Genomic DNA, 19196 nt, shown 5'->3' on the forward strand with positions numbered 1-19196 from the left:
ATAGGGGTCGAGGAGGCGGTCCAGGCGTGACGGGGGGGGCACCTCGGCGACCAGGACGTGGTCGTCTTCCAGGGGCAGGGCCAGCCATAGGCCGCTGCGCCCTGCCCGCACCCTGCGCTCCCCCGTGGCGGCGGTCTCCGACGCTAGGCGCCGCACGGCGGGCGGCGCGCGCCCGCCCCCCAGGGGACCCTCGCCGCCCCGGAAGAGGAAGGCGCCCGGCTCGCCCCCTCGGGACCGGGGGCGGTCCGGCCCGGGGAGCGTAGCGCCTTCCCGGGCGGCTGCCAGGAGCTCGGCACCCAGGTGCGCGAGCCGGCCCTCATGGCGCTGGAACAGGGCCCGCCGGGGATCGGTGGTGAGGGCGAGGGTCACGAGGATCGCCCCGATCGCCGCCGCCGCGACGCCAAAGGTGACGAAGATGCGCAAGAAGAGGCTGCGCACAGGCTCTCAGCCCTCCCCGGGCCGGGTGAGGGCGTACAGGTACCCCACCCCCCGCACGGGTTTGATCCGCTCCAGCTCCCCCACCCGGGGGCCCAGCTTTCGGCGCAGGCTGCTCACGTGCACGTCGACGCTGCGGTCGTAGGCGGAGAGCTTACGGCCCAGGGCCGCTTCGGCCAGAGCCTCGCGGGGCACCACGGTCCCCGCGGCCCGCACCAGGGCTTCCAAGAGGGAAAACTCCACCGAGGTCAGCTCCACCGGCCGCCCCCCTTGCCGAACGACCCGGGTCGCCGGGTCGAGCTCCAGGTCGCCCACGGACAGCGGCGGCGGGGCGCGGTCGGAGGGGTCGGAAGCGGGCGGGCCCCGGCGGAGCACCGCGCGGATGCGGGCCACCAGCTCCCGGGGGTTGAAGGGCTTGGGCAGGTAGTCGTCGGCCCCCATCTCGAGCCCCACGATGCGGTCCACGTCGTCGCCCCGGGCCGTGAGCATCACCACGGGCACGCGGGACCGCTCGCGAAGCCTCCGCAGCAGTTCGAAGCCGCTCATCCCCGGGAGCATCACGTCGAGCACCACGAGGGAGGCTTGGCCCTCCAGTGCCCGGGAGAGGCCCGACTCGGCGTCGTGGGCGGCCACGACCGAGAAACCCTCCGACCCCAGATAGTCGGCCAGGAGCTCGCAGAGCTCGGCGTCGTCGTCGATCACCAGGATGCGGACCGCGGCCATGGCCCCTCCGGCGAGGTGGAAACTGGGGGCATTCTAGCCCAGACGGATGGGCGGCGTCGTAAAGAAGGGTAAACCGCCGGCCACAAGTCGGTATCGGTATCGCTATCGGTATCGAAATCGAAATCGCCTCCGACCCCGATCCCGACCCCGATCCTGATCCCGATCCCGATTTCGATTTCGATTTCGATTGGGACGGTGTGTCCGCGTGCCCCGTGCCGCCCATGAGGGGGACCGCCTCGAAACGGGGCTCGAGACTCGGGATCTCAGGTCTCCGGAGACTCCGGGGGCGCCGGCCCTGCGGCGAGGGCCCTGCGGCAGAAGGTCACCGTGGCTTCTTCCAGATCTTCCGGCACCTCCACGATTCCCCTGGCGTGGCTGTGGATGATGCCCGCTGGGCGATCTCCGCGGTGGAGGTGCCGTCGAAGCCCTTCTCGGCGAAGAGGGTCTGGTGGCCTGGAGGATGGCTTCTTTCTTGGTCACGGCCGGGTTCCGGACGGCCTCGGGGATGACCGCAGAGAGGGGGAGGGTAGGGGCGCCGCCGATCGGCTGCCGGAGCGGTTCCGCCGCTCCCTGGGGCCTCCGGCCGCCCGGCCGGGGCGCGGGTGCTGAGGGAGATCGCGGGCGCCGCGGGGAAATCGTAAAGAAGTGGGAAGCGCCCGGGCGGCTCCGCCCCACACCTTTACCGTGGGGCCCCTACTCTTCACCCCTCTTTGCGCGGTTCCGGCCTACCCTTGCACCGTAGCCGACCACCCCCAGCCGAGCACCGCCGCGCCGGTGCCGAGGAGACCGCAATGAAGACAACCAAGACGATCCGCCGCACTGCCATCGCCGCTGCCCTGGGGCTCGCCGTGACGAGCCTCGTACCCCTGTCTGCCCAGGCCTGGGGCCGGGGCGGTCGAGGCCCGTCGCCCGAGCAGGCGGCCCAGCGCCTGGCGGGGGACCTGGGTCTCACGCCCGAGCAACAGGGGCAGGTCCAGGAGGTCCTGGAGGAGACCTTCGCCCGGCGCGAGGAACTGCGCAAGGCGCACCGCGAGGAGGCGAGCGTCCTGAGGGACCAAGCCCACGAGAGCCTCGCCGCTGTGCTCAGTCCGGAGCAGGCCGCCAAGCTCGACGAGCTCCGGGAAGGGCGCCGCGACCGGGCGGAGCGCCGTGGAGACTGCGACGGCAAGCCCGGGCGCCGGGGCGACAAGCGCGGGTGGGCAAAGTAGCCGCTCCGGTTCTTGAGCCGTAGCGTCGGAGGCCGCCAAAGGCCCCGGAAAATCCCGGGGCCTTTCCCTCGCGTTTCGCAAGGCGAGGCACGGCAGGCGGGGTGCCCCGGCTTGAAACCGCCAGGGCTTGCTGCTAGGTTCCGGGGGCAACGCGAAGCGTTCCGTCGCGCTCCCCGACCCGGGAGGAACCCGATGGCACATCCTCAGACGAAGCCCGCGGACCGCTACACCTACGGGGATTATCTCGGCTGGCCCGAGGGCGAGCGATGGGAGCTCATCGAGGGGGTGCCGTATGACATGACGCCGGCGCCCTCGCGACGGCACCAGGCCATTCAGGTCGCCCTGGCGGGGCAAGTATACGCCTATCTCGAAGGCAGGCCCTGCGAACTCTACCTGGCCCCCTTCGACGTCCGGCTGCCCAGCTCGAACGAGGCGGACGAAGAGGTCGAGACGGTGGTCCAGCCCGACCTCGTGGTGGTCTGCGATGCCGCGAAGCTCGACGACCGGGGGTGCCGGGGGGCGCCGGACTGGGTCATCGAGATCCTGTCTCCCTCCACCGCGGCCCGGGACCACATGGAGAAGCGGGCCCTGTACGAGAAGCACGGGGTGCGCGAGTACTGGCTCGTTCACCCCACGGACGGGGTGGTTATGGTCTACCGGAGAGGTGAGGGTGGTAGGTACGGGGCACCGGCGGTCTATTCCGCAGAACACCAGGTCCCGGTGGGAATCTTCGAGGATTTCACCGTGGATCTGAAGCGGGTCTTCGCCGGCGCCTGAACCGCCACCCGGCGGAGTAATCGATCAGGGAGTCCGGGAGTGGGCCGAAGCGGCCGCCAGGGCGCGCTCCAGGTGGCCCAGGAACCACTCGGTGCTCACGAACTCGGCAAAGCACATCCGGCCCCCGCCCGCGTCCTCGATGGCCTCCCCCGTGTAGTCCAGGAAGAGGAGGAGGCAGTCATACTTGTAGTCGTACTTCCTCCCCAGGGCGATCTCTTCCCGGCTCATGTTGCGGGTCAGGTCGATGCGCACCGGGACGAAGCCCTCGTTCACGCGACGGGCGATCTCGGGGTTGCCCCACAGGTCCCGGTCCATCCGCTCGCACCGGTCGCACCCCTCGGGCACGTAGAAGTCCACGAGCAAGGGTTTCTCCAGAATCCAGGCCACGTCTTTGGCGTCGGCGAGCCGGTGCCACTGCACCAGGTCTCGGGAGTCGCCCCGGGCGAAGGGACCCTTGCCGTGTCCCGCGTGCCCCGCGTGGTGTCCGCCGGGGCCCGCACAGGAGGTCAGGAGGATCAGGGCCCCCGCGCACAACGTCAGGAAGAGTTTCATCGCGTCCTCGTTGGATGCCGCCCTGCCTCCCCCCGGGGGGCCGGCGGCTGCTTGCGCACACAGAGTCGAGAGTCATTCTAACGAACCCTGACCCGTCCTGTCAGCGACAAAACGCCATTTGGATGATTTCCTCGCGCCCGCGGGTGCCACGTGGAGATTCCCGGCCATTTGTTGTGTCAACAATGTCTCGGTATTCTGCCATAAGGAATAGATGTTTGCGGGCTTTCCCGCCCTTGCGTTTGCTAGGCATTCAGTGGAACAATCCCGAGCGCAGACGGCCAGTCCGCGGCTTGGCGGGCCCCGGCCGAAGGAGGACGAGCGACGATGCGCATCGAGACCCGCCTGGCCCGTTCGGGGTTGGGCAGCGACCCGGCAACGGGCGCCCTGAGCACCCCCATCCACCCCTCGGCTACCTTTGCCCACCCGGCCTTGGGGGAGACCACTGGCTACGATTACTCCCGCACCGGAAACCCCACGCGGAGGGTGCTCGAACAGGCTTTGGCCGGGCTGGAGGGGGGAACGGCGGGGTTTGCCTTCGCGTCCGGCATGGCGGCCCTGAGCACCCTGTTCCTCCTCTTTCGCCCGGGCGACCACCTGGTGGTCTCCGACGACCTGTACGGGGGTACCTACCGAACCCTGGAGCGGGTCTTCCGGGCTTGGGGCCTGGAGGTGACCTATGCGGACCTGACCGACCCCCGGGAGGCCGCCGCGGCGGTCCGGTCGGAGACCCGGGGGCTCCTTGTGGAGACGCCCAGCAACCCCCTGATGAAGGTGGCCGACCTGCGGGCGCTGGCGTCCCTGGCGGAGGCCCGGGGGCTCCTCCTGGCGGTGGACAACACCTTCCTCACCCCCTATTACCAGCGGCCCCTGGAACTCGGGGCCCACCTGGTCCTCCACAGCGCCACCAAGTACCTGGGAGGCCACAACGACCTCCTGGCCGGGGCGATCGTGGTCCGGGACGCCGCCCTGGCGGAGAGGGTCGGGTTTCTCCAGAACACCACGGGGCCGGTCCTCTCCCCCCAGGAATCCTGGCTCCTCCTGCGCTCCCTCAAGACGCTCGCCGTGCGGCTCGACCGGCAGTCGTGCTCCGCCGGCCGGATCGCCGCTTTTCTCCGAGCCCACCCCGGGGTGGAGCGGGTCCACTACCCCGGCTTCCCAGATCACCCCGGTCACGGCGTGATGGCCGCCCAGAGCTCGGGGTTCGGGGCCATGCTGAGCTTTCGCCTGGGGTCGGCGGGGGCGGTGGAGCGCTTCCTGCGGCGCCTGCGGATCGTGACCTTCGCCGAGAGCCTGGGGGGCGTGGAGTCCCTCGCCACGGTGCCCAGCCGCCAGACCCACTGCGACATCCCGCCCCACGTGCGCAGCCGCATGGGGGTCACCGACGACCTGGTGCGGCTCTCCGTGGGCCTCGAAGCCCCCGAGGATCTGGAGGAGGATCTCTCGTGGGCCCTGGGCGCAGGGGAGGCGGGATGAGCCCGCACGGGCAGCCCAGGCGCCGCACGGCAACCCGGCTCGTGGGGGGCCGCCGCGAGGTGGATCCGGCCACGGGGGCCGTGGGGGTGCCCATCGTGATGGCGAGCACCTTTCACCAGACCGACGCGGCAACCCCCCAAGCCTACGACTATTCCCGCTCCGGCAACCCCACCCGGCACGCCCTGGAGGCGCTGGTGGCGGAGCTGGAGGGCGGCACGGCGGGCTTCGCCTTCGCGTCGGGCATGGCGGCCACGACAGCCGTGCTCTCGCTCCTTTCCCAGGGGGACCACGTGGTGGCGGCGCGGGATCTCTACGGAGGCACCTATCGGGCGCTCACGGCGGTCTTCTCCCGGTTCGGGATCGAGACGACCTTTGCCGATGCCTCGGATATCGAGGCCCTGGCCGGAGCGTTTCGCCCCAACACGCGCCTTCTCTGGCTCGAGACCCCCTCGAACCCCCTGCTCCGGATCACGGATCTGCGGGCCGCCTCGCGGCTGGCGCTCGAGCGGGGAGCCCTGGTGGCGGTGGACAACACCTTCATGACGCCGCTCCTCCAGAACCCGCTGGCACTGGGGGCCGACATCGTGGTGCACAGCGCCACCAAGTTCCTGGGCGGCCACACCGACCTGGTGGCCGGGTGCGCCGTGGTGGCCGGAGCCGATCTGGCCCGGAAGCTCGGCATGCTGCAGAACGCCCTGGGCGGGGTCCTCTCGCCCCACGACTCGTGGCTGCTGCTCAAGGGGCTCAAGACCCTCAAGGTGCGCCTCGAGGCCGAGCAGCGCACCGCGGCCGAGCTCGCCCGCCGGCTGTTCCTGCACCCCGGGGTGGAAGCGGTGCACTACCCCGGCCTGGAAGGTCACCCCGGGGCCGAGACCCACGCGTCCCAGGCCCTCGGGCCCGGGGCGGTGCTGAGCTTCGACGTGGGCAGCTCCGAGCGGGCCCACCGGGTGCTGGGGGCCGTGCAGCTCCCGGCGGTGGCAGTGAGCCTGGGGGGCGTGGAGTCGATCCTCTCCTACCCCTGGACCATGAGCCACGCGGCCATGCCCGAGGCCCACCGGCGGGCCCTGGGCATCGGCCCCGGGCTGCTTCGCCTCTCGGTGGGCCTGGAGGATCCGGAGGATCTCTGGGAGGATCTGGCCGGCCCCCTCGCGCCTCGGGAAAGGGTGAGCTGAGGGCGACCTTCGCGGGGTACCGTTGGGAGGCGGTCCCCCAAGAGGCAGCATGGCCCGCCCGGATACCCGCTCGAAATCGCCATCGCTATCGATCTCGAAATCGAAATCGACCCCGACCCCGATTTCGACCCCGACGCCGATCCCGACCCGGATCGCGATGTCGACGGGGACGGAGGCCGTGCTGCGGACGCACGGTCAGGAGGAGCCGGCGATGCCCTCCGAGACGCCCCCGAGCCCCCCCGGGAGCCCGTGGCCCACGGGGCGGGCTCGACGGAGAGCCCCGACGTCATGGACGACTCAAAATCGATCCGGTCACCGCCGGGCGCTGTGGAGCACCCGCAGGACCCACACGATAGAGCCTGCGACCGTGCAGGCAACGTCTCCAACTCCTCCTGATCCAAGGCATCCGCTTCGGCGGCGCCGGAGTGGACATCCTCGAGGGCGCGCCGGATTGCCTCCACCTGCCAGGCGTTCGTATCCAGGTAGGCGGCAACGGCTGCCTTGACCACCCCCGCTTCGGATCGATCCGTGGCCTCGGCGAGGGCCTGGATCGCCTGCCTCAGCTCCGGCTCGACGCGGATCGTCATCGTGGGCGCTTTCATGCTCGGCTCCTCTTGCTCCAGGTGAGACGCCGAGTCGGCCCTCACGCTGACCCTTCCCCGAGCCCGCGGCCGTCGAAGTCCGCCCTATCTTCTTGCCCTCCCCACGAAAATAGTCCTTGACGCTTGCGGTGCCGCTCGCGTAAAAGCTCTTGAAAATCATTTTCAATAATCATCGCGGGAGCAGGCCATGTGCGTGACGCTGGTGGGCGGAATGGCTCGGCTGGAGAGGCCCTACCGGGACGAGGCAGAACTGTTGGGGGTCGAGCTCCGGGTCTTCAACGAGGGGGCGAACCGGCTCGGGCCCGCCGTGCGGGGGGCCGATGCCGTGGTGGTCTTCACCGGCAAGGTCTCCCACGAGGCCCGGCGTGCGGCGGTGCGGGCGGCCCAGGCCCGGGGGATTCCCGTGCTCTTCCGCCATTCCTGCGGGGTGTGCTCCCTGCGGGACTGCCTCGCGTGCTTGACGAGGGCGCGGGCCGGGGGCCGACACAGGGCGCCGTGAAGGTCTTCTGCCACCACGTGTACGAGTTCAAGAAGGGGCTTCGCAACCTGGTCCTCCACACCACCCGGGCGAAGCACCGGGAGGCCATCGAGGCGAAGCTTGAGGCCGAGGGGATCCGCTACCTCGTCCATCCCCTCGGAAACGGCAGCATCAACGTCTTCTTCGGCAACGCTGTGTGCATGGAGGTGCTGCGGCGCATCGGCGTGGGGAACCTGTCTCGCCTTAGCGACGAGGAGGACTTTCTCCTGGGGATCATGCTCGGTTACGACCGCCTGCAGCAGTGCGCGCGGTACTTGAAGCGCCGGGACCGGGAGGCGGTGGAGGAGCTGGCGGGCTGACGCGCCCCGAAAACCGGGCAGGGCGTCGCCCTGGAAGAGAGATTTCACCGTTGGACCAGGCGCGCGGAGGTGCACAGGTGATGATCCCCTTGGGACTGCTCAGCCCGGGCGAACGGGCCGAGATCGCAGACGTCGGCCCCCTCGGGGGATGCGGGAGCGGCTGCGGGAAGAAGGGATCGGCGGGCAGCCGGGTCGAGGATGTGGGCCTGCGCGCCGGCAAGGTGGTGGAGATGCTAACCAACGGCAGCGGCGGGCCGATCCTGCTCAAGGTGGACGAGTCCCGGATCGCGCTCGGGCGCGGCGTGGCCATGAAGATCCTGGTGAGGAGGCAGTCATGAACCTGGGAAGGCTCAAGCCCGGCGAGTCGGGCAGGATCACCGCCATCGGTGCGGTCGGACCCCTCAAGCGGCGGCTCATGGACATGGGCGTGCTGGTGGGGGAGGTGGTGAAGGTGGTGAAGGTCGCTCCTTTGGGGGACCCCATGGAGGTGACGGTCAAGAACTACCAGCTCTCGCTGCGCAAGAAGGAGGCGGAGGGCATCGCGGTGGAGGTGCTGCCATGAGCGCGAACCCCAGGCTCGACGAACACCCCGGACAGCGCCGCGCCGGCGCCCCGGCCTCCCCGCCCCCCCACCTGCGGCCCGTGGTCCAGCGGCCCCTCACCGTGGCCGTGGCCGGAAACCCCAACGCGGGCAAGTCCACCCTGATCAACGCCCTGGCCGGCTCCCGCCTGCACGTGGGGAACTGGCCCGGGGTCACGGTGGAGAAGAAGGAAGCCCAACTCGAGGTGGGCGGCCGCAAGGTCCGGCTCGTGGACCTGCCGGGTGCCTACTCCCTCTCCCCCTATAGCCAGGAGGAGATCATCGCCCGGGACTTCCTGGTCTCGGATCGGCCCGACGTGGTGGTGAACGTGGTGGACGCCACCAACCTGGAGCGCAACCTCTACCTCACCGTGCAGCTCCTGGAACTCGGCATCCCCGTGGTACTGGCGCTCAACATCTACGACGAGGCCGAGGCCAAGGGCTACCGGATCGACGTGGCGGGCATGGCGGAGCGCCTGGGGGCGGCGGTGGTGCCCACGGTGGCCACCAAGAACCGGGGGATCCGGGAGCTCCTGGACGCGGTACTCACGGCGGCCTCCGACCCGGATACCCACCGGCCGAAGCGTCTGGGGTACGGCCCCGACGTGGACGCCGCGGAGGACCAGGTGTCCGCCGTCCTCCGGGACCGCCACCCCCTGGCGGCGGCGCGCTTCCCCGAGCGCTGGCTCGCCCTCAAGGCCATCGAGGGGGACCGCCACGTGCTCGAGGCCCTGGCGGAGGAGGAAGAGGCGCCGCCCCCTCCCCTTCCGGTGGACGACGCCCTGGCCCACCTGCGGCGGGCCCACGGGGAGGACGTGGAGGCTCTCCTGGCCGACGCACGTTACGCGCTGGCCTCGGGGCTGACCCGGGAGGTGCTCACCCGGCCCGAGCTCCGCAAGGCCGAGCTCACCGAGAAGATCGACCGGGTGGTGCTCAACCGCTTCCTCGGCATCCCGATCTTCCTCGGCGCCATGTGGCTCGTCTTCAAGCTCACCTTCGACGTCTCGACCCCCTTTGCCGACTGGCTCGACGAGCTGGCCGCCGGACCGTTTCGCCGCTGGGTCGAGGGCGGACTCGGCGCGGTGGGGGCGCCGGAGTGGACCGCCTCCCTGGCCCTGGACGGGGTCCTGGCGGGGGTGGGGTTCGTGCTGGTCTTCGTCCCGGTCATCTTCGCCATGATGTTCTTCATCACCTTCCTGGAGGGCAGCGGGTACATGGCGCGGGCGGCGTTCGTCATGGACCGGGCCATGCACGCCATCGGGCTCCACGGCAAGTCCTTCATCCCGCTGCTCCTCGGGTTCGGGTGCAACGTGCCGGCCATCTATGCCACCCGCACCCTGGAGAACCCCCGGGACAAGGTCCTCACGGCGCTGCTCGTCCCCCTCATGTCGTGCGGGGCCCGGCTGCCGGTGTACGTGCTCTTCTCCGCCGTCTTCTTCCCGGCGACCGCCGGCACGGCCATTTGGTCCCTCTACGTGATGGGGATTGCCCTCGCGATCCTCATGGGGCTCCTCTTCAAGCGCACCCTCTTCCGGGGCGAGGCGCCGGTCTTCATCATGGAGCTTCCCCCCTACCGGATGCCGACCCTTCGCAGCCTCCTCATCCACACCTGGGAGAAGGGCAAGCACTTCCTGATCAAGGCGGGCACATACATCCTCGCGGTCTGCGTCTTCGTGTGGTTCCTCCTGAACCTGCCCTGGGGCGTGGAGCACAAGCGCGACTCCTACCTGGGCAAGACGGGGGCGGCGCTCGCCCCGGTCTTCGCCCCCCTAGGCTTCGGCACCTGGGAGGCCTCGGCGGCGCTCCTCACCGGCGTCATCGCCAAGGAGATCGTCGTGGGCACCATGGGCGAGATCTACGCCCCCGAGGCCCTGGCGGCCGCCGCCGAAGCCGAGGCCGAGGAGGCGGGCGAGGCGCCTACCCTGGGGGAGGACCTGCGGGAGATCGCCACCTCCTTCCTCGGGGCCTTTGGAGCCGCGGCCCAAAACGTCGTCTCCACCTTCGGCGTGAGCAGCCTGGCCCTCGAGGAGGAGGAAGAGGAGGGAGGGGAAGCGTCATCCCTCAAGTCCGCCGTGGGGCGGGCCTTCACCCCGCTCTCCGCCTTCGCCTTCATGGCCTTCGTCCTCCTCTACATGCCCTGTGTGGTGGTGGCGATCGCCATGCGCCAGGAGTTCGGCACTTGGAAGTGGTTCGGGATCGCCTTCGCCTACCAGAGCGTCCTGGCCTGGACCGTGGCGCTCGTCATCTACCAGGGCGGCCGTCTCCTTGGACTGGGGGGCTGAGATGGGCGCCCTGGGATTCGAAGACCTCTTCTGGATGGGGCTCGTCCTGGGCGGCGCCGCCTGGCTCCTCTACCGCTCGGTCCGGAAGAAGAAGGGACACTGCTCCGGCTGCGGCGGCTGCGGTTGCGACACCCGGAAGAGCTGAGGGTGTGTGGAGAAATCGTCGTTCTGACCGCGGAAAGAAAGGACCGTCTTTAGGACTTCTCACAACAAGAATGGAGGAAAGAAACCCATGTGGAACCGTCCTGCTTGGTTGACCCTGCCCCTCTTGGTGCTGTTTCCCGCCCTGGCCCCTGGCCAGGGCTCCCAAGGCGCCGGGAGCGCCGCGCCCGCCACCCTGGAGGAGCGGGTAGAGGCCCTGGAGCAGCGCGACGCCGAGCTCTACCACACTCTGGCCGAGAAGAAGGATGCCGGGCTGTCCACCCAGATCGGCGAGCGCCTGACCATCTCCGGGCTCCTGGAGGTGGAGGCCGGCTACGGGCGGCTCACGCTGAGGGGCGAAGACGACGAGACCGCCAGCGATGTGGTCGTGGCCACGGCCCAGCTGGGCTTCGCCGCCCAGGTGAGCGACCACCTGGATGCCACCCTGGTCTTTCTCTTCGAGGAGGACGAGACCGATCCTCCGGAAGTGGACGAGGCTACCATCGGCTACGCCCGTGCGGGCTGGTTCGCGCGCTTCGGGCGGCAGTACGTGCCCTTCGGGGCCTTCCCCAGCCACTTCATCTCCGATCCCCTGACGCTGGAGCTGGGGGAGACCCGCGAGACCGCGGTGCTGGTGGGGTTCGGGCAGGAGCGCTTCTCGGTGGCCGCTTTCGTGTTCAACGGGGACGCGGAAAAGGTCAACAGCGCCGGCTCGCGGGCGGACGACCACCTGCGGGACTGGGGGGTGAGTGTGCAGGTCACGCCGGTGGAGCTGCTCGAGCTCGGGGCGAGCTTCCTCAGTGACCTGGCCGATACCGACGCGGAGCTGCTGGAGGAGTATCGGCGGCGGGTACCGGGGTGGAGCGCGTACGCCGTGGCGCAGTTGGGTTCGCTCGCGGCGAGCGGCGAGGTCCTGGGAGCGGTGCGCACGTTCCGGAAGGGAGACCTGGATGTGGACGAGGACGGCTCGGGGGACCGGCCCCTGGCCTGGAACCTGGAGCTGGCCTGGGCAGCCCTGGAGAACGTGGAGCTGGCGGCCCGGGTGGAGGGCAGCCGGGAGTTCGCCCGTCAGCCCGAGCTCCAGTACGGCCTGGGTGCCTCCTGGGGCCCCTGGGAGCACGTGAGCCTGGCACTGGAGTACCTGCGGGGCCTTTTCGACCGGGACTTCGGAGAGGGCCTCCGGCATCGCGACCTCGTCACCGCCCAGGTGGCCTTGGCGTTCTGAACCCCGTGGCGCGGGATGCCGTCCATGGCGGGCGGCGGGCGCGGCGGGTGCTCGCGGCCGTCCGGGTCTCGGCGGTGGCGGTAAGCCTGGGGGGGTGGAGTCGATCCTCTCCTACCCCTGGACCATGGGCCACGCGGCCATGCCCGAGGCCCACCGGCGGGCCCTGGGCATCGGCCCCGGGCTGCTTCGCCTCTCGGTGGGCCTGGAGGATCCGGAGGATCTCTGGGAGGATCTGGCCCGCCCCCTCGCGCCTCGGGAAAGGGTGAGCTGAGGGCGACCTTCGCGGGGGTACCGTTGGGAGGCGGTCCCCCAAGAGGCAGCATGGCCCGCCGGATACCTACTCCCAATCGAAATCGACCCCGACCCCGACCCCGATCCCGATTTCGATTTCGATGGGGACGGGGGCCGTGCTGCGGACGCTCGCTCAGAGGGAGCCGGCGATGTCCTCGAAGACGCCCCCGTTTTCCCCCAGGACCCTGTGGCGCACGGGGCGGTATACGGGCACGCCGTCGGGGCCGATCTCGGCGGCCAGCGTGCGCGCGGGGCGGGGGGCGGGGGGCTCCGGGGGGTGGGCTTCCCGCTGGCGCCGTTCGAGCCGGGACCGGGCGCGGGCTGCCTCCTCGGCGACCGGCCCGAGACATCCGTCGGCGGCCGTCTCCGCGTCCGCGCCGGCCTGCGCCCACTGGGCCAGGGCCTCCACCTCGTCGGGCCCGAAGCCGTCCCGGTCCACCTGCCCGCGCAGCACCGCCAGGGCGCCGTCCCGGAGCACCTCGCCCGGGTCGCAGAGGGCCTGCCGGAGGCGCTCCCAGATCTCGCCGGGGGGCCTGCGGCCCAGGGACGCCGCGGCGCACCGCCGCACCTGGGGGTCCTCGTCCCGCAGGAGCGGCCAGAGCACCGCCGGGGCCTCTGCGCCGGAGAGGAACTCCAGCGCCTCGGCGGCGCAGGCGCGCCGGGCGGGCGCTTCGTCCAGGGCGAGCTTCTCCAGGAACTCCGCGGCCGCCTCCGTGCCGATGCGGGCGATGGCCTGCGCCGCCGCTCCCACCAATACCCCCTCCGGGCGCAGCTCGGCCAGGTCCACCAGGGTCCAGAGAGCGTCGGGGTCTCCCAGGAGCCCCAGGGCCTGTGCGGCGGCCCGCACCACCTCGGTATTCTCCGCGATCGTGGCCGACGGCATCTCCTGCCGGGCGACCCGGGTGGTCACGGTGCGGGTGCGCCTGCTCACCGTCCTCGTAGCGCCGACCCGGACGCTCTTGGTGGCGCCGGTTCAACGGTTTCGCACGGTGGCGTACCGCTCGCGCACCCGCACCCGGGTCACCTGGACCCGGCGCTTCTCCCGCACGGTGATGGTGTTGTCCCCTTCCGGGAGGGGAGTGTCCTCCAGGAGGCCGAGGAGCTCCGGCACGGCCTCCCGGTGGCCCAGGCGGCCCAGGAGCTCGGCGGCCCCGGCCCGCACCCGGGGGTCGGGGTGGGCCAGGGCGTCGCGGAGGACCCAGGGGTGCCGGCGCCCCAGCGCCTCCACCGCCGCGGCGCACTCCCGCGTGAAGGCCCGGTCCAGGCACGAGGCCGTGACCTCGTCCTCGGCGGTGAACTCGATGTCCGGCTCCCGGGCCACGATGTCGAGAACCACCTCCCGATCCCCGAGGCCTTCCGGGTAGTCCACGGCGATCCTCCAGAGGATCTTCTTGCCCCGCCCGGGGGCGACGGCGGGTCCCACGTCCCCCTCGGCGCCTTTCAGCCGCAGGGCGAAGGTTGCGCCTGCGTCCTCCGATCCCACCAGGGCGACCTCACACGGGACCTCGGCGGACAGATCGTAGGCGACCTCCACGACTCCCTCCCGCTCGGCCATGGAGACGCCGCTCACGACGGCCGCCCGCACGCAGGGGACCGCCGCCAGCCACAGCGCCGCCAGGACGGCTCCGAAGCGCGCTCTCATCTCGGGATGCCCTCCTCGGTCACCTGGGGGTCCACCGCGTGGACCCTCTTCCACAGCGCCTCCTCGAGCTCGAAGACCGCCTCCTGCTCCACCGGGCTGCCGGGAGCGGCTTCCACGGCGGGCACGAGCAGATAGGCCAGCGGCCTCCACTGGGGATCGCGCGCCACGAGCCGCACGGGCACGCGGACGGTCTCGGCCCCGGTGTTTTGCACCAGGCCCCTCCAGGTCACCGTCACCAGGTCGTCCTCTTCGGCGGTCTCGCCTCGAACCTGGATGGTCTTGACCTGGACCCCCTGGGTGGGCGCCGCTCCCGGAGGCGGGGCGATGCCCCAGCAGGCGAGCCACGCCGCTCCTACGGCTGCGGCCCTCCAGGGGCGCGGGCCCCTGCCGCGATTGCGGACCCGGGGTTCCACAGGCTCTCAGACCACGGAGCGGAACACCCGGACCTCTTCCACGAAGCCGTTCTTGCGCAAGGCCCGCAAGAGGCGGTTCAGGGTGCGGTCGGTGCCCGGGTCGAACTGGATGGCGAGGGTGTGGTCCCCCCGTTGCGGAAGGCGAAGGTTGCGCACCTCGAGATTGAGCTCCTTGAAGGGGGTCAGCAGCGAGTAGAGGATGCCCGGGCCGTCCGAGAGGCGAAGCTCCATCTCCACGGTGTCCACGTCCCGGGGAGCGCCCCGCTCGGTCCGGTCCCAGGCCAGGGGCAGGCGGAGGGAGTCGGCGAGCAGGGGGCACTCCTGGCGGTGCACGAGCAGGCGCCCTTCCTCGGGCACCCCCTGGATTTCGTCGCCCTCCAGGGGGATGCAGCGGGGGCAGAAGCGGATGTGGGGGTCGCTGAAGTCGTAGCGGCGCACCTTGCGGCGGTCGTCGTCGCGGCCCCGCCACCGCCGCAGCAGCGCGCTGCCGGGGAGCTTGCGGCCGCCGCCGGGGGGCAGCCCCAGGATGTCTCCGATGTCCTCCTGCCCCAGGCAGACCCTGGCGTAGACCTCGTCCTCGCTCAGATCCGCGGCGGCGGCGCGCTGGGCCACCGCCTGGAGGGCGTCGTCCGGGGAGAGGCCGTGGGACCGGGCAGCCTGGAGCAGCCAGTGGCGCCCCGTCTGCGCCGCCCGCTCGGCCTGGCGTCGGTTCATGGCCCGGCGCAGGCTCGCCAGCGCCTTGCGGGTATGGGCCCAGGCCAGGTACCGGTCGTCGGCCACGTTTTGCCCGGCGGTGACGATCTCCACCCGGTCCCCCGGGCGCAGCACCGTGGCCAGGGGCACCTCGTGGTTGTTCACCCGGGCGGCCAGCGCGCGCAGCCCCAGTTGTTCGTGCACGGCAAAGGCGTAGTCCAGGGCGGTGGCCCCCTCCTCGAGGCTGAACACCTCCCCCTTGGGGCTCGTCACCTGGACGGCGTCGGGCCGGTGGAATCGCAGGAAGTCCTGGATGTCCATGGCCTCGTTCTGCAGGAACTCCCGCAGGTCGTCCATGTATTCGAGGTTGAACTGGGGGCTGGTGATGTCCATGGAGAGGAGCCCCAGGCGGTTGAACCGGTCGGCGGCCCTGCTGGCCAGGTAGAAGTTCACGATGCGGCCCTGGTAGGACACCCGGGTCTCCAGGGCCCGGTACCCGTTCTTCCGGGGTACGCTCAAGGTGTCGGCAAAGGTGCCGGGCAGCGCCCGGAAGTTGAGGTGGATGCGCCCCAGGGCTCGGTAGGCGTCTTCGCTGGTCTCGGTCACCAGGCGCACCGTGAAGAGGTTCTCGGGTACGGGCGCCACGTCGGGACGGAAGCGGTTCCAGCGGTACTCCGCCCGAACCCCCAGGTCGCCGGGGAAGACGGCCGCGAGCTTGGCCCGGAGCTCCTCCAGGGGGCGCACCCACCCCTCCTTGAGCTCCAGCTGCGCCCGCTGGAAGATGGCGAACTGCTCCGGGGTGAGGATGGGGCCGATCTTCTCGGTCAACCGCTCGGCCAGGTCGAGCATGCACAGGCGCCGGCAGATGTTGGCGTACATCTCCGCGCTCTCGCGGGCGATGCGCACCTGCTTGTCGCGCTTGAAGATCTGGAGGCTCTCCAGGTTGTCCAGGCGGTCGGCGAGCTTGACCAGGAGCACCCGGATGTCCTGGAGCACGAAGCTGAAGAGCTTCTGGTAGGTGTGGACCCGGCTGTCCTTGATCTTGGTGAGGGCCAGGACGAGCTCGGCGGCGTCGGGGAACTCGCTGCGGAGCTCCGGATAGGTGTAGACCGTGTCTTCGAGGGTGTCGTGGAGCAGCGCCGCCTCCACCGAGGCCCAGTCGATGATCCGGCCGAACCGGCTCACCTCCATGGCCGTGCGCACGGTGTGCCAGATGTACTCCTCGCCGGTCTTCCGCACCTGCCCCCGGTGGAACTCGTCTGCCCGCGCCAGGGCGCGGTCCAGCCGCTCGGCCAGCACGCCCACCTCGGCGTCTCCCACCTCGTGGTGGATGATGAACTGGCTGAGGATCTGATCCTTTTCCCGTGCGAAGCGATCCGACACGCGCCGATCTCTCTGTGGGCAGGCCGTTGCTGGGATCTTGGCAACTTCTGGCCAGACTATACCGATTTGGCGGGAAGCGGTAGGGCTCCGCGCCCTGCGAGCTCCCGGGCTGCCTGTTGGGCCGTGCGGCCCGACCGGATGCCCCGGGCCATGGCCCAGCGCACCGCCTCGGCTTCCCAGCCCGGGGGCGTGGCCGCCCCCAGCGCCGCCAGATGTCGGCCCACGGCCTCCAGGTAGGTGGCCTCGTCGAAGGGGTAGAACCCCAGGGAGAGGCCGAACCGGTCTGCCAGGCTCACGGTCTCGGCCACGGATTCTTCCGGATGGAGCTCGTCGTCGCCGGGAAAGGCCTCGGGGACCAGGTGCCGGCGGTTCGAGGTGGCCGCCACCAGGGTGTTTGCGGGCCGTTCCTCGAGCCCTCCCTCCAGAAGCACCTTGAGCTCCCGGTACCTCTCCCCCGGGGTCCCGAAGGAGAGGTCGTCCAGGTAGAGCACCCAGCGCCGCGAGTCCAGGGCCAGGGCGTCCAGCACCCGGGGAAGGTCCGGGGCGCGATGTTCCGGAACCGCCAGGAGCACGAGCTCCTCACGGGGCACCGCCAGCGGCAGGGAACGTACCAGGGACGACTTGCCCGTGCCCCGCTCTCCCCACAGGAGCACGTCGTGGGCCGGCAGGCCCCGGGCGAACCGCTCGATGTTGGCATAGAAGGCCGCCTTCTGGCGTGCGATGCCTGTCAACAAGGCGGGGTCGGCCGCCGCGGGTCGGCCCACGGCCCGAAATCCCCCCGCGCCCTCCCAGACGAAGGTGCGGCACTCGGAGGCCGCAGGGGGCGTCGGGGCGCGGTGGAGGGTCTCGCCCCCTCGGGGGCCCAGCGCGGCGTCGAGGCGCTCGGCGATCCGGTCCAGGCGGGCCAGCAGAGCGGGCAGCAGAGGGGGGTCGGCGGTCATGGGGGAGGCGCCTCCTCGAGGAACTTCTGGCGCTGGCGCAGATAGTAGCCGGGATTCGCGGGGTTTCGGGCCAGCGCCGCGTCGATGGCCCGCAGCGCCCCCTCCCGGTCTCTCGCCCGCCAACGCGCCTCGGCCAGGGTGTCGAGGATGTGGGGGGAAGCCAAGATCCGTGCGGCCATCTCCGCCAGGGCCAGCGCCCGCTCGGGCCGTTGGAGGGCCGGGTCCCGGGCGGTCACGTACAGCCACGCCAGGTTGTTCAGGGCCTCCGCGTTTCGGGGCGCAAGCCGGATGACCTCCTGGTAGGCGGCCTGGGCGTCTCGCTCCCGCCCGGTCTCCTGGTACAGGCTCCCCAGGAGGAACCAGGAGGGGGCGTCCCGGGGTTCCTGGGCGACCCGGTGGAGCAGCCCCCGCTCGGCCACGAAGCGGTTGAGATCCCGGTGCAGCGGCCCCGTGTGGAGCGCCACCACGAGGGCTGCCGCCAGGAGCACTCCGAGGGCGAACCACCGGGTGAGGCGGCGCACCTTGCGGTGGTGCCGGGAAAGCACGCCGGGGTCCCGAGCCGCCGTTACGAGAAAGTCGACCCGTTCGGCGATGGAGCCGTGGTGCCACGAGGGAAGATCCCGGATGTCCCCCGAGTGGAAGCTCACCCGCTCCAGGGCCGAGACCAGGGGCCCGGGCCGGCCCGTGACCTCCAGGGCGAACGCGTCGGCCTGGCGCTCGAAGGCCCGGCTCACCGCTCCGAAGAGGAACCGGAAGTAGGCGAACAAGAGCCCCAGGAGCCCCAGGGTCATGGCCGCCGAGGTGTAGAGGCTCGCCTGGGGCCGGCGCAGCGCCTCGGGGTCGGCGAGGCCCCACCAGGCGATGCCCGCCTCGGAGAGGCGAAAGAAGATCCCCGCCAGGCACACGTACCCGACGAAGAAGAGCAGGAAGAACCAGAGGTGGCGGTGGCGCACGTGGCCGGTCTCGTGGGCCACCACGGCGTCGACCTCCTCCGGGGAGAGGATCTCCACGAGCGCCGGCGTGAGCAGGAGGTAGCGGAAGCGGGGCAGCAGGCCCACGATCCCCGCGGTCATCACCCGCCCCTCCAGGAGCGGCCAGTACAGGATCTCGCGCACCCGGAGCCGCAGCCCGGCGCTCAGCCCCTCCAGGTGGTCCCGCAGGGGGCCCGGGGGCACCGGCGCGCACCCCCACATGGCCTTGACCAGCACAGGGAGGAAGATGCCCACCAGGGTCAGGAAGACCGGCGCGTAGAGGAGTTGGAGCAGGGGGTTGGCTTCGAGTGCCGCATATCCCCGGGGCCAGAGGGTGGCCACCAGGTCCAGGAGGCCCATGAGGGCCAGCCAGGGGAGCAGGATCGGGAGCTCCATCCGGGCGTGGGCCACCACGAACCCCCAGCGCGTGCCGCTGCGGCCCAGCAGCACCCCCTGGAGCGGGTACGCCTCCCACCACAGCACCCCGAGGAGGAAGACGAAGGGGAGCACGCCGGCCGCGCTCCCCAGGGCCGCGGAGTGTTCGCCCAGGGCCCGGGCTACGAGCTCCGGGTAGCTCGTGGCGTACATGAGCAGCGCAAAGGGCACCAGCATCACCCCCTGGTACCCCTGCACCATCCCCGAGAAGGACGCCCGGAGGCTTCGGGCCTCGGCCTCGTCGTGGAGGGCCCGGGCCATGAGGCCGCGAAACCGGATGCGCAGGGCCACCCACGCGGCCAGGAGATAGACGAGCTGGTGAACCGCCTCCCCGAGGCTCCACGCTGCGCCCGCGGCGTGGGGCGCCAGCGCCTGCACGGCAATGGCGATCAGAAAGGTGAGGACGCTTCCGTACATGGC

General features: G+C 71.1%; 21 protein-coding genes. 12 read left to right on the forward strand and 9 right to left on the reverse strand.

From position 1 onward, the window contains the following. Both AB1578_06075 and AB1578_06080 read right to left on the reverse strand, forming a co-directional pair. The coding region (locus AB1578_06075) for a hypothetical protein (GenBank protein ID MEW6487465.1) at positions 1-438 on the reverse strand (438 nt) is incomplete at its 3' end. Between the two features lie 6 nt (positions 439-444). After that, entirely contained in the window at positions 445-1158 is a 714-nt protein-coding gene (locus AB1578_06080; protein ID MEW6487466.1) for a response regulator transcription factor, read from the reverse strand. A 791-nt stretch (positions 1159-1949) separates the two neighbouring features. Here AB1578_06080 and AB1578_06085 point away from each other — a divergent pair. Both AB1578_06085 and AB1578_06090 read left to right on the forward strand, forming a co-directional pair. Continuing rightward, a complete protein-coding gene (locus AB1578_06085) occupies positions 1950-2366 on the forward strand; it encodes a hypothetical protein (protein MEW6487467.1) in 417 nt (138 codons plus the stop codon). A gap of 192 nt (positions 2367-2558) precedes the next feature. Next, on the forward strand, positions 2559-3143 hold the full coding sequence (locus AB1578_06090) for a Uma2 family endonuclease (protein ID MEW6487468.1): 585 nt from the start codon (positions 2559-2561) through the stop codon (positions 3141-3143). 24 nt (positions 3144-3167) lie between these two features. Here the strand turns inward: AB1578_06090 and AB1578_06095 are convergent, their stop codons facing one another. Continuing rightward, the gene (locus AB1578_06095; protein ID MEW6487469.1) at positions 3168-3695 is read right to left on the reverse strand and encodes a thioredoxin family protein; all 528 of its coding nucleotides are present in this window, start codon (positions 3693-3695) and stop codon (positions 3168-3170) included. Positions 3696-4019: 324 nt separating this feature from the next. On the opposite strand from AB1578_06095, the gene AB1578_06100 reads away from it, so the two are divergent. The 10 genes from AB1578_06100 to AB1578_06145 all read left to right on the forward strand — a co-directional run bounded on the left by AB1578_06100 (position 4020) and on the right by AB1578_06145 (position 12278). After that, positions 4020-5168, forward strand: a complete 1149-nt coding sequence (locus AB1578_06100) for a PLP-dependent aspartate aminotransferase family protein (protein MEW6487470.1) — start codon at positions 4020-4022, stop codon at positions 5166-5168. Beyond that, complete coding sequence (locus AB1578_06105) at positions 5165-6340, forward strand: PLP-dependent transferase (protein MEW6487471.1); 1176 nt, start codon at positions 5165-5167, stop codon at positions 6338-6340. The genes AB1578_06100 and AB1578_06105 overlap by 4 nt, the downstream gene beginning before the upstream one ends. Before the next feature lie 789 nt (positions 6341-7129). Then, on the forward strand, positions 7130-7441 hold the full coding sequence (locus AB1578_06110; GenBank protein ID MEW6487472.1) for a DUF2325 domain-containing protein: 312 nt from the start codon (positions 7130-7132) through the stop codon (positions 7439-7441). Then, positions 7396-7779 (forward strand): DUF2023 family protein, encoded by a 384-nt coding sequence (locus AB1578_06115; GenBank protein MEW6487473.1) that lies wholly within the window; start codon positions 7396-7398, stop codon positions 7777-7779. Before AB1578_06110 ends, AB1578_06115 begins: the two co-directional genes overlap by 46 nt. An 80-nt stretch (positions 7780-7859) precedes the next feature. Further along, positions 7860-8117 carry a FeoA family protein gene (locus AB1578_06120; GenBank protein MEW6487474.1) on the forward strand — a complete coding sequence of 86 codons (258 nt, stop codon included), beginning with the start codon at positions 7860-7862 and terminating at the stop codon, positions 8115-8117. Further along, complete coding sequence (locus AB1578_06125) at positions 8114-8341, forward strand: FeoA domain-containing protein (protein MEW6487475.1); 228 nt, start codon at positions 8114-8116, stop codon at positions 8339-8341. Before AB1578_06120 ends, AB1578_06125 begins: the two co-directional genes overlap by 4 nt. Then, the gene (gene feoB / locus AB1578_06130) at positions 8338-10641 is read left to right on the forward strand and encodes a ferrous iron transport protein B (protein MEW6487476.1); all 2304 of its coding nucleotides are present in this window, start codon (positions 8338-8340) and stop codon (positions 10639-10641) included. The genes AB1578_06125 and feoB overlap by 4 nt, the downstream gene beginning before the upstream one ends. A 1-nt stretch (position 10642) precedes the next feature. Beyond that, positions 10643-10786, forward strand: a complete 144-nt coding sequence (locus AB1578_06135) for a FeoB-associated Cys-rich membrane protein (protein MEW6487477.1) — start codon at positions 10643-10645, stop codon at positions 10784-10786. An 87-nt stretch (positions 10787-10873) separates the two neighbouring features. Next, positions 10874-12007 (forward strand): LbtU family siderophore porin, encoded by a 1134-nt coding sequence (locus AB1578_06140; protein MEW6487478.1) that lies wholly within the window; start codon positions 10874-10876, stop codon positions 12005-12007. A 94-nt stretch (positions 12008-12101) separates the two neighbouring features. Further along, positions 12102-12278 carry a PLP-dependent transferase gene (locus AB1578_06145; GenBank protein ID MEW6487479.1) on the forward strand — a complete coding sequence of 59 codons (177 nt, stop codon included), beginning with the start codon at positions 12102-12104 and terminating at the stop codon, positions 12276-12278. A 153-nt stretch (positions 12279-12431) separates the two neighbouring features. Here the strand turns inward: AB1578_06145 and AB1578_06150 are convergent, their stop codons facing one another. The 6 genes from AB1578_06150 to AB1578_06175 are packed head-to-tail and all read right to left on the reverse strand — an operon-like array spanning position 12432 to position 19193. Beyond that, the gene (locus AB1578_06150; GenBank protein ID MEW6487480.1) at positions 12432-13229 is read right to left on the reverse strand and encodes a HEAT repeat domain-containing protein; all 798 of its coding nucleotides are present in this window, start codon (positions 13227-13229) and stop codon (positions 12432-12434) included. Positions 13230-13271: 42 nt separating this feature from the next. Continuing rightward, a complete protein-coding gene (locus tag AB1578_06155) occupies positions 13272-13940 on the reverse strand; it encodes a HEAT repeat domain-containing protein (protein MEW6487481.1) in 669 nt (222 codons plus the stop codon). Continuing rightward, complete coding sequence (locus AB1578_06160; GenBank protein ID MEW6487482.1) at positions 13937-14353, reverse strand: hypothetical protein; 417 nt, start codon at positions 14351-14353, stop codon at positions 13937-13939. Before AB1578_06160 ends, AB1578_06155 begins: the two co-directional genes overlap by 4 nt. 6 nt (positions 14354-14359) lie before the next feature. Further along, positions 14360-16429, reverse strand: a complete 2070-nt coding sequence (locus AB1578_06165) for an HD domain-containing protein (protein MEW6487483.1) — start codon at positions 16427-16429, stop codon at positions 14360-14362. 56 nt (positions 16430-16485) lie between these two features. Then, the gene (locus AB1578_06170; GenBank protein ID MEW6487484.1) at positions 16486-17370 is read right to left on the reverse strand and encodes a DUF815 domain-containing protein; all 885 of its coding nucleotides are present in this window, start codon (positions 17368-17370) and stop codon (positions 16486-16488) included. Further along, positions 17367-19193, reverse strand: coding sequence for a M48 family metalloprotease (locus AB1578_06175; GenBank protein MEW6487485.1), 1827 nt, complete (start codon positions 19191-19193; stop codon positions 17367-17369). Before AB1578_06175 ends, AB1578_06170 begins: the two co-directional genes overlap by 4 nt. Positions 19194-19196 lie beyond the last annotated feature (3 nt).

Source organism: Thermodesulfobacteriota bacterium, assembly GCA_040756475.1.
GTDB lineage: Bacteria > Desulfobacterota > Deferrisomatia > Deferrisomatales > JACRMM01 > JBFLZB01.

Bases quoted from the DNA above. Each gene is read 5' to 3' on its own strand.
- AB1578_06090 (MEW6487468.1), top strand. From the start codon at position 2,559: ATGGCACATCCTCAGACGAAGCCCGCGGACCGCTACACCTACGGGGAT.
- AB1578_06095 (MEW6487469.1), bottom strand. From the start codon at position 3,695: ATGAAACTCTTCCTGACGTTGTGCGCGGGGGCCCTGATCCTCCTGACC.
- AB1578_06140 (MEW6487478.1), top strand. From the start codon at position 10,874: ATGTGGAACCGTCCTGCTTGGTTGACCCTGCCCCTCTTGGTGCTGTTT.
- AB1578_06100 (MEW6487470.1), top strand. From the start codon at position 4,020: ATGCGCATCGAGACCCGCCTGGCCCGTTCGGGGTTGGGCAGCGACCCG.
- AB1578_06155 (MEW6487481.1), bottom strand. From the start codon at position 13,940: ATGAGAGCGCGCTTCGGAGCCGTCCTGGCGGCGCTGTGGCTGGCGGCG.
- AB1578_06120 (MEW6487474.1), top strand. From the start codon at position 7,860: ATGATCCCCTTGGGACTGCTCAGCCCGGGCGAACGGGCCGAGATCGCA.
- AB1578_06110 (MEW6487472.1), top strand. From the start codon at position 7,130: ATGTGCGTGACGCTGGTGGGCGGAATGGCTCGGCTGGAGAGGCCCTAC.
- AB1578_06125 (MEW6487475.1), top strand. From the start codon at position 8,114: ATGAACCTGGGAAGGCTCAAGCCCGGCGAGTCGGGCAGGATCACCGCC.
- AB1578_06170 (MEW6487484.1), bottom strand. From the start codon at position 17,370: ATGACCGCCGACCCCCCTCTGCTGCCCGCTCTGCTGGCCCGCCTGGAC.
- AB1578_06080 (MEW6487466.1), bottom strand. From the start codon at position 1,158: ATGGCCGCGGTCCGCATCCTGGTGATCGACGACGACGCCGAGCTCTGC.
- feoB (MEW6487476.1), top strand. From the start codon at position 8,338: ATGAGCGCGAACCCCAGGCTCGACGAACACCCCGGACAGCGCCGCGCC.
- AB1578_06105 (MEW6487471.1), top strand. From the start codon at position 5,165: ATGAGCCCGCACGGGCAGCCCAGGCGCCGCACGGCAACCCGGCTCGTG.
- AB1578_06175 (MEW6487485.1), bottom strand. From the start codon at position 19,193: ATGTACGGAAGCGTCCTCACCTTTCTGATCGCCATTGCCGTGCAGGCG.
- AB1578_06135 (MEW6487477.1), top strand. From the start codon at position 10,643: ATGGGCGCCCTGGGATTCGAAGACCTCTTCTGGATGGGGCTCGTCCTG.
- AB1578_06085 (MEW6487467.1), top strand. From the start codon at position 1,950: ATGAAGACAACCAAGACGATCCGCCGCACTGCCATCGCCGCTGCCCTG.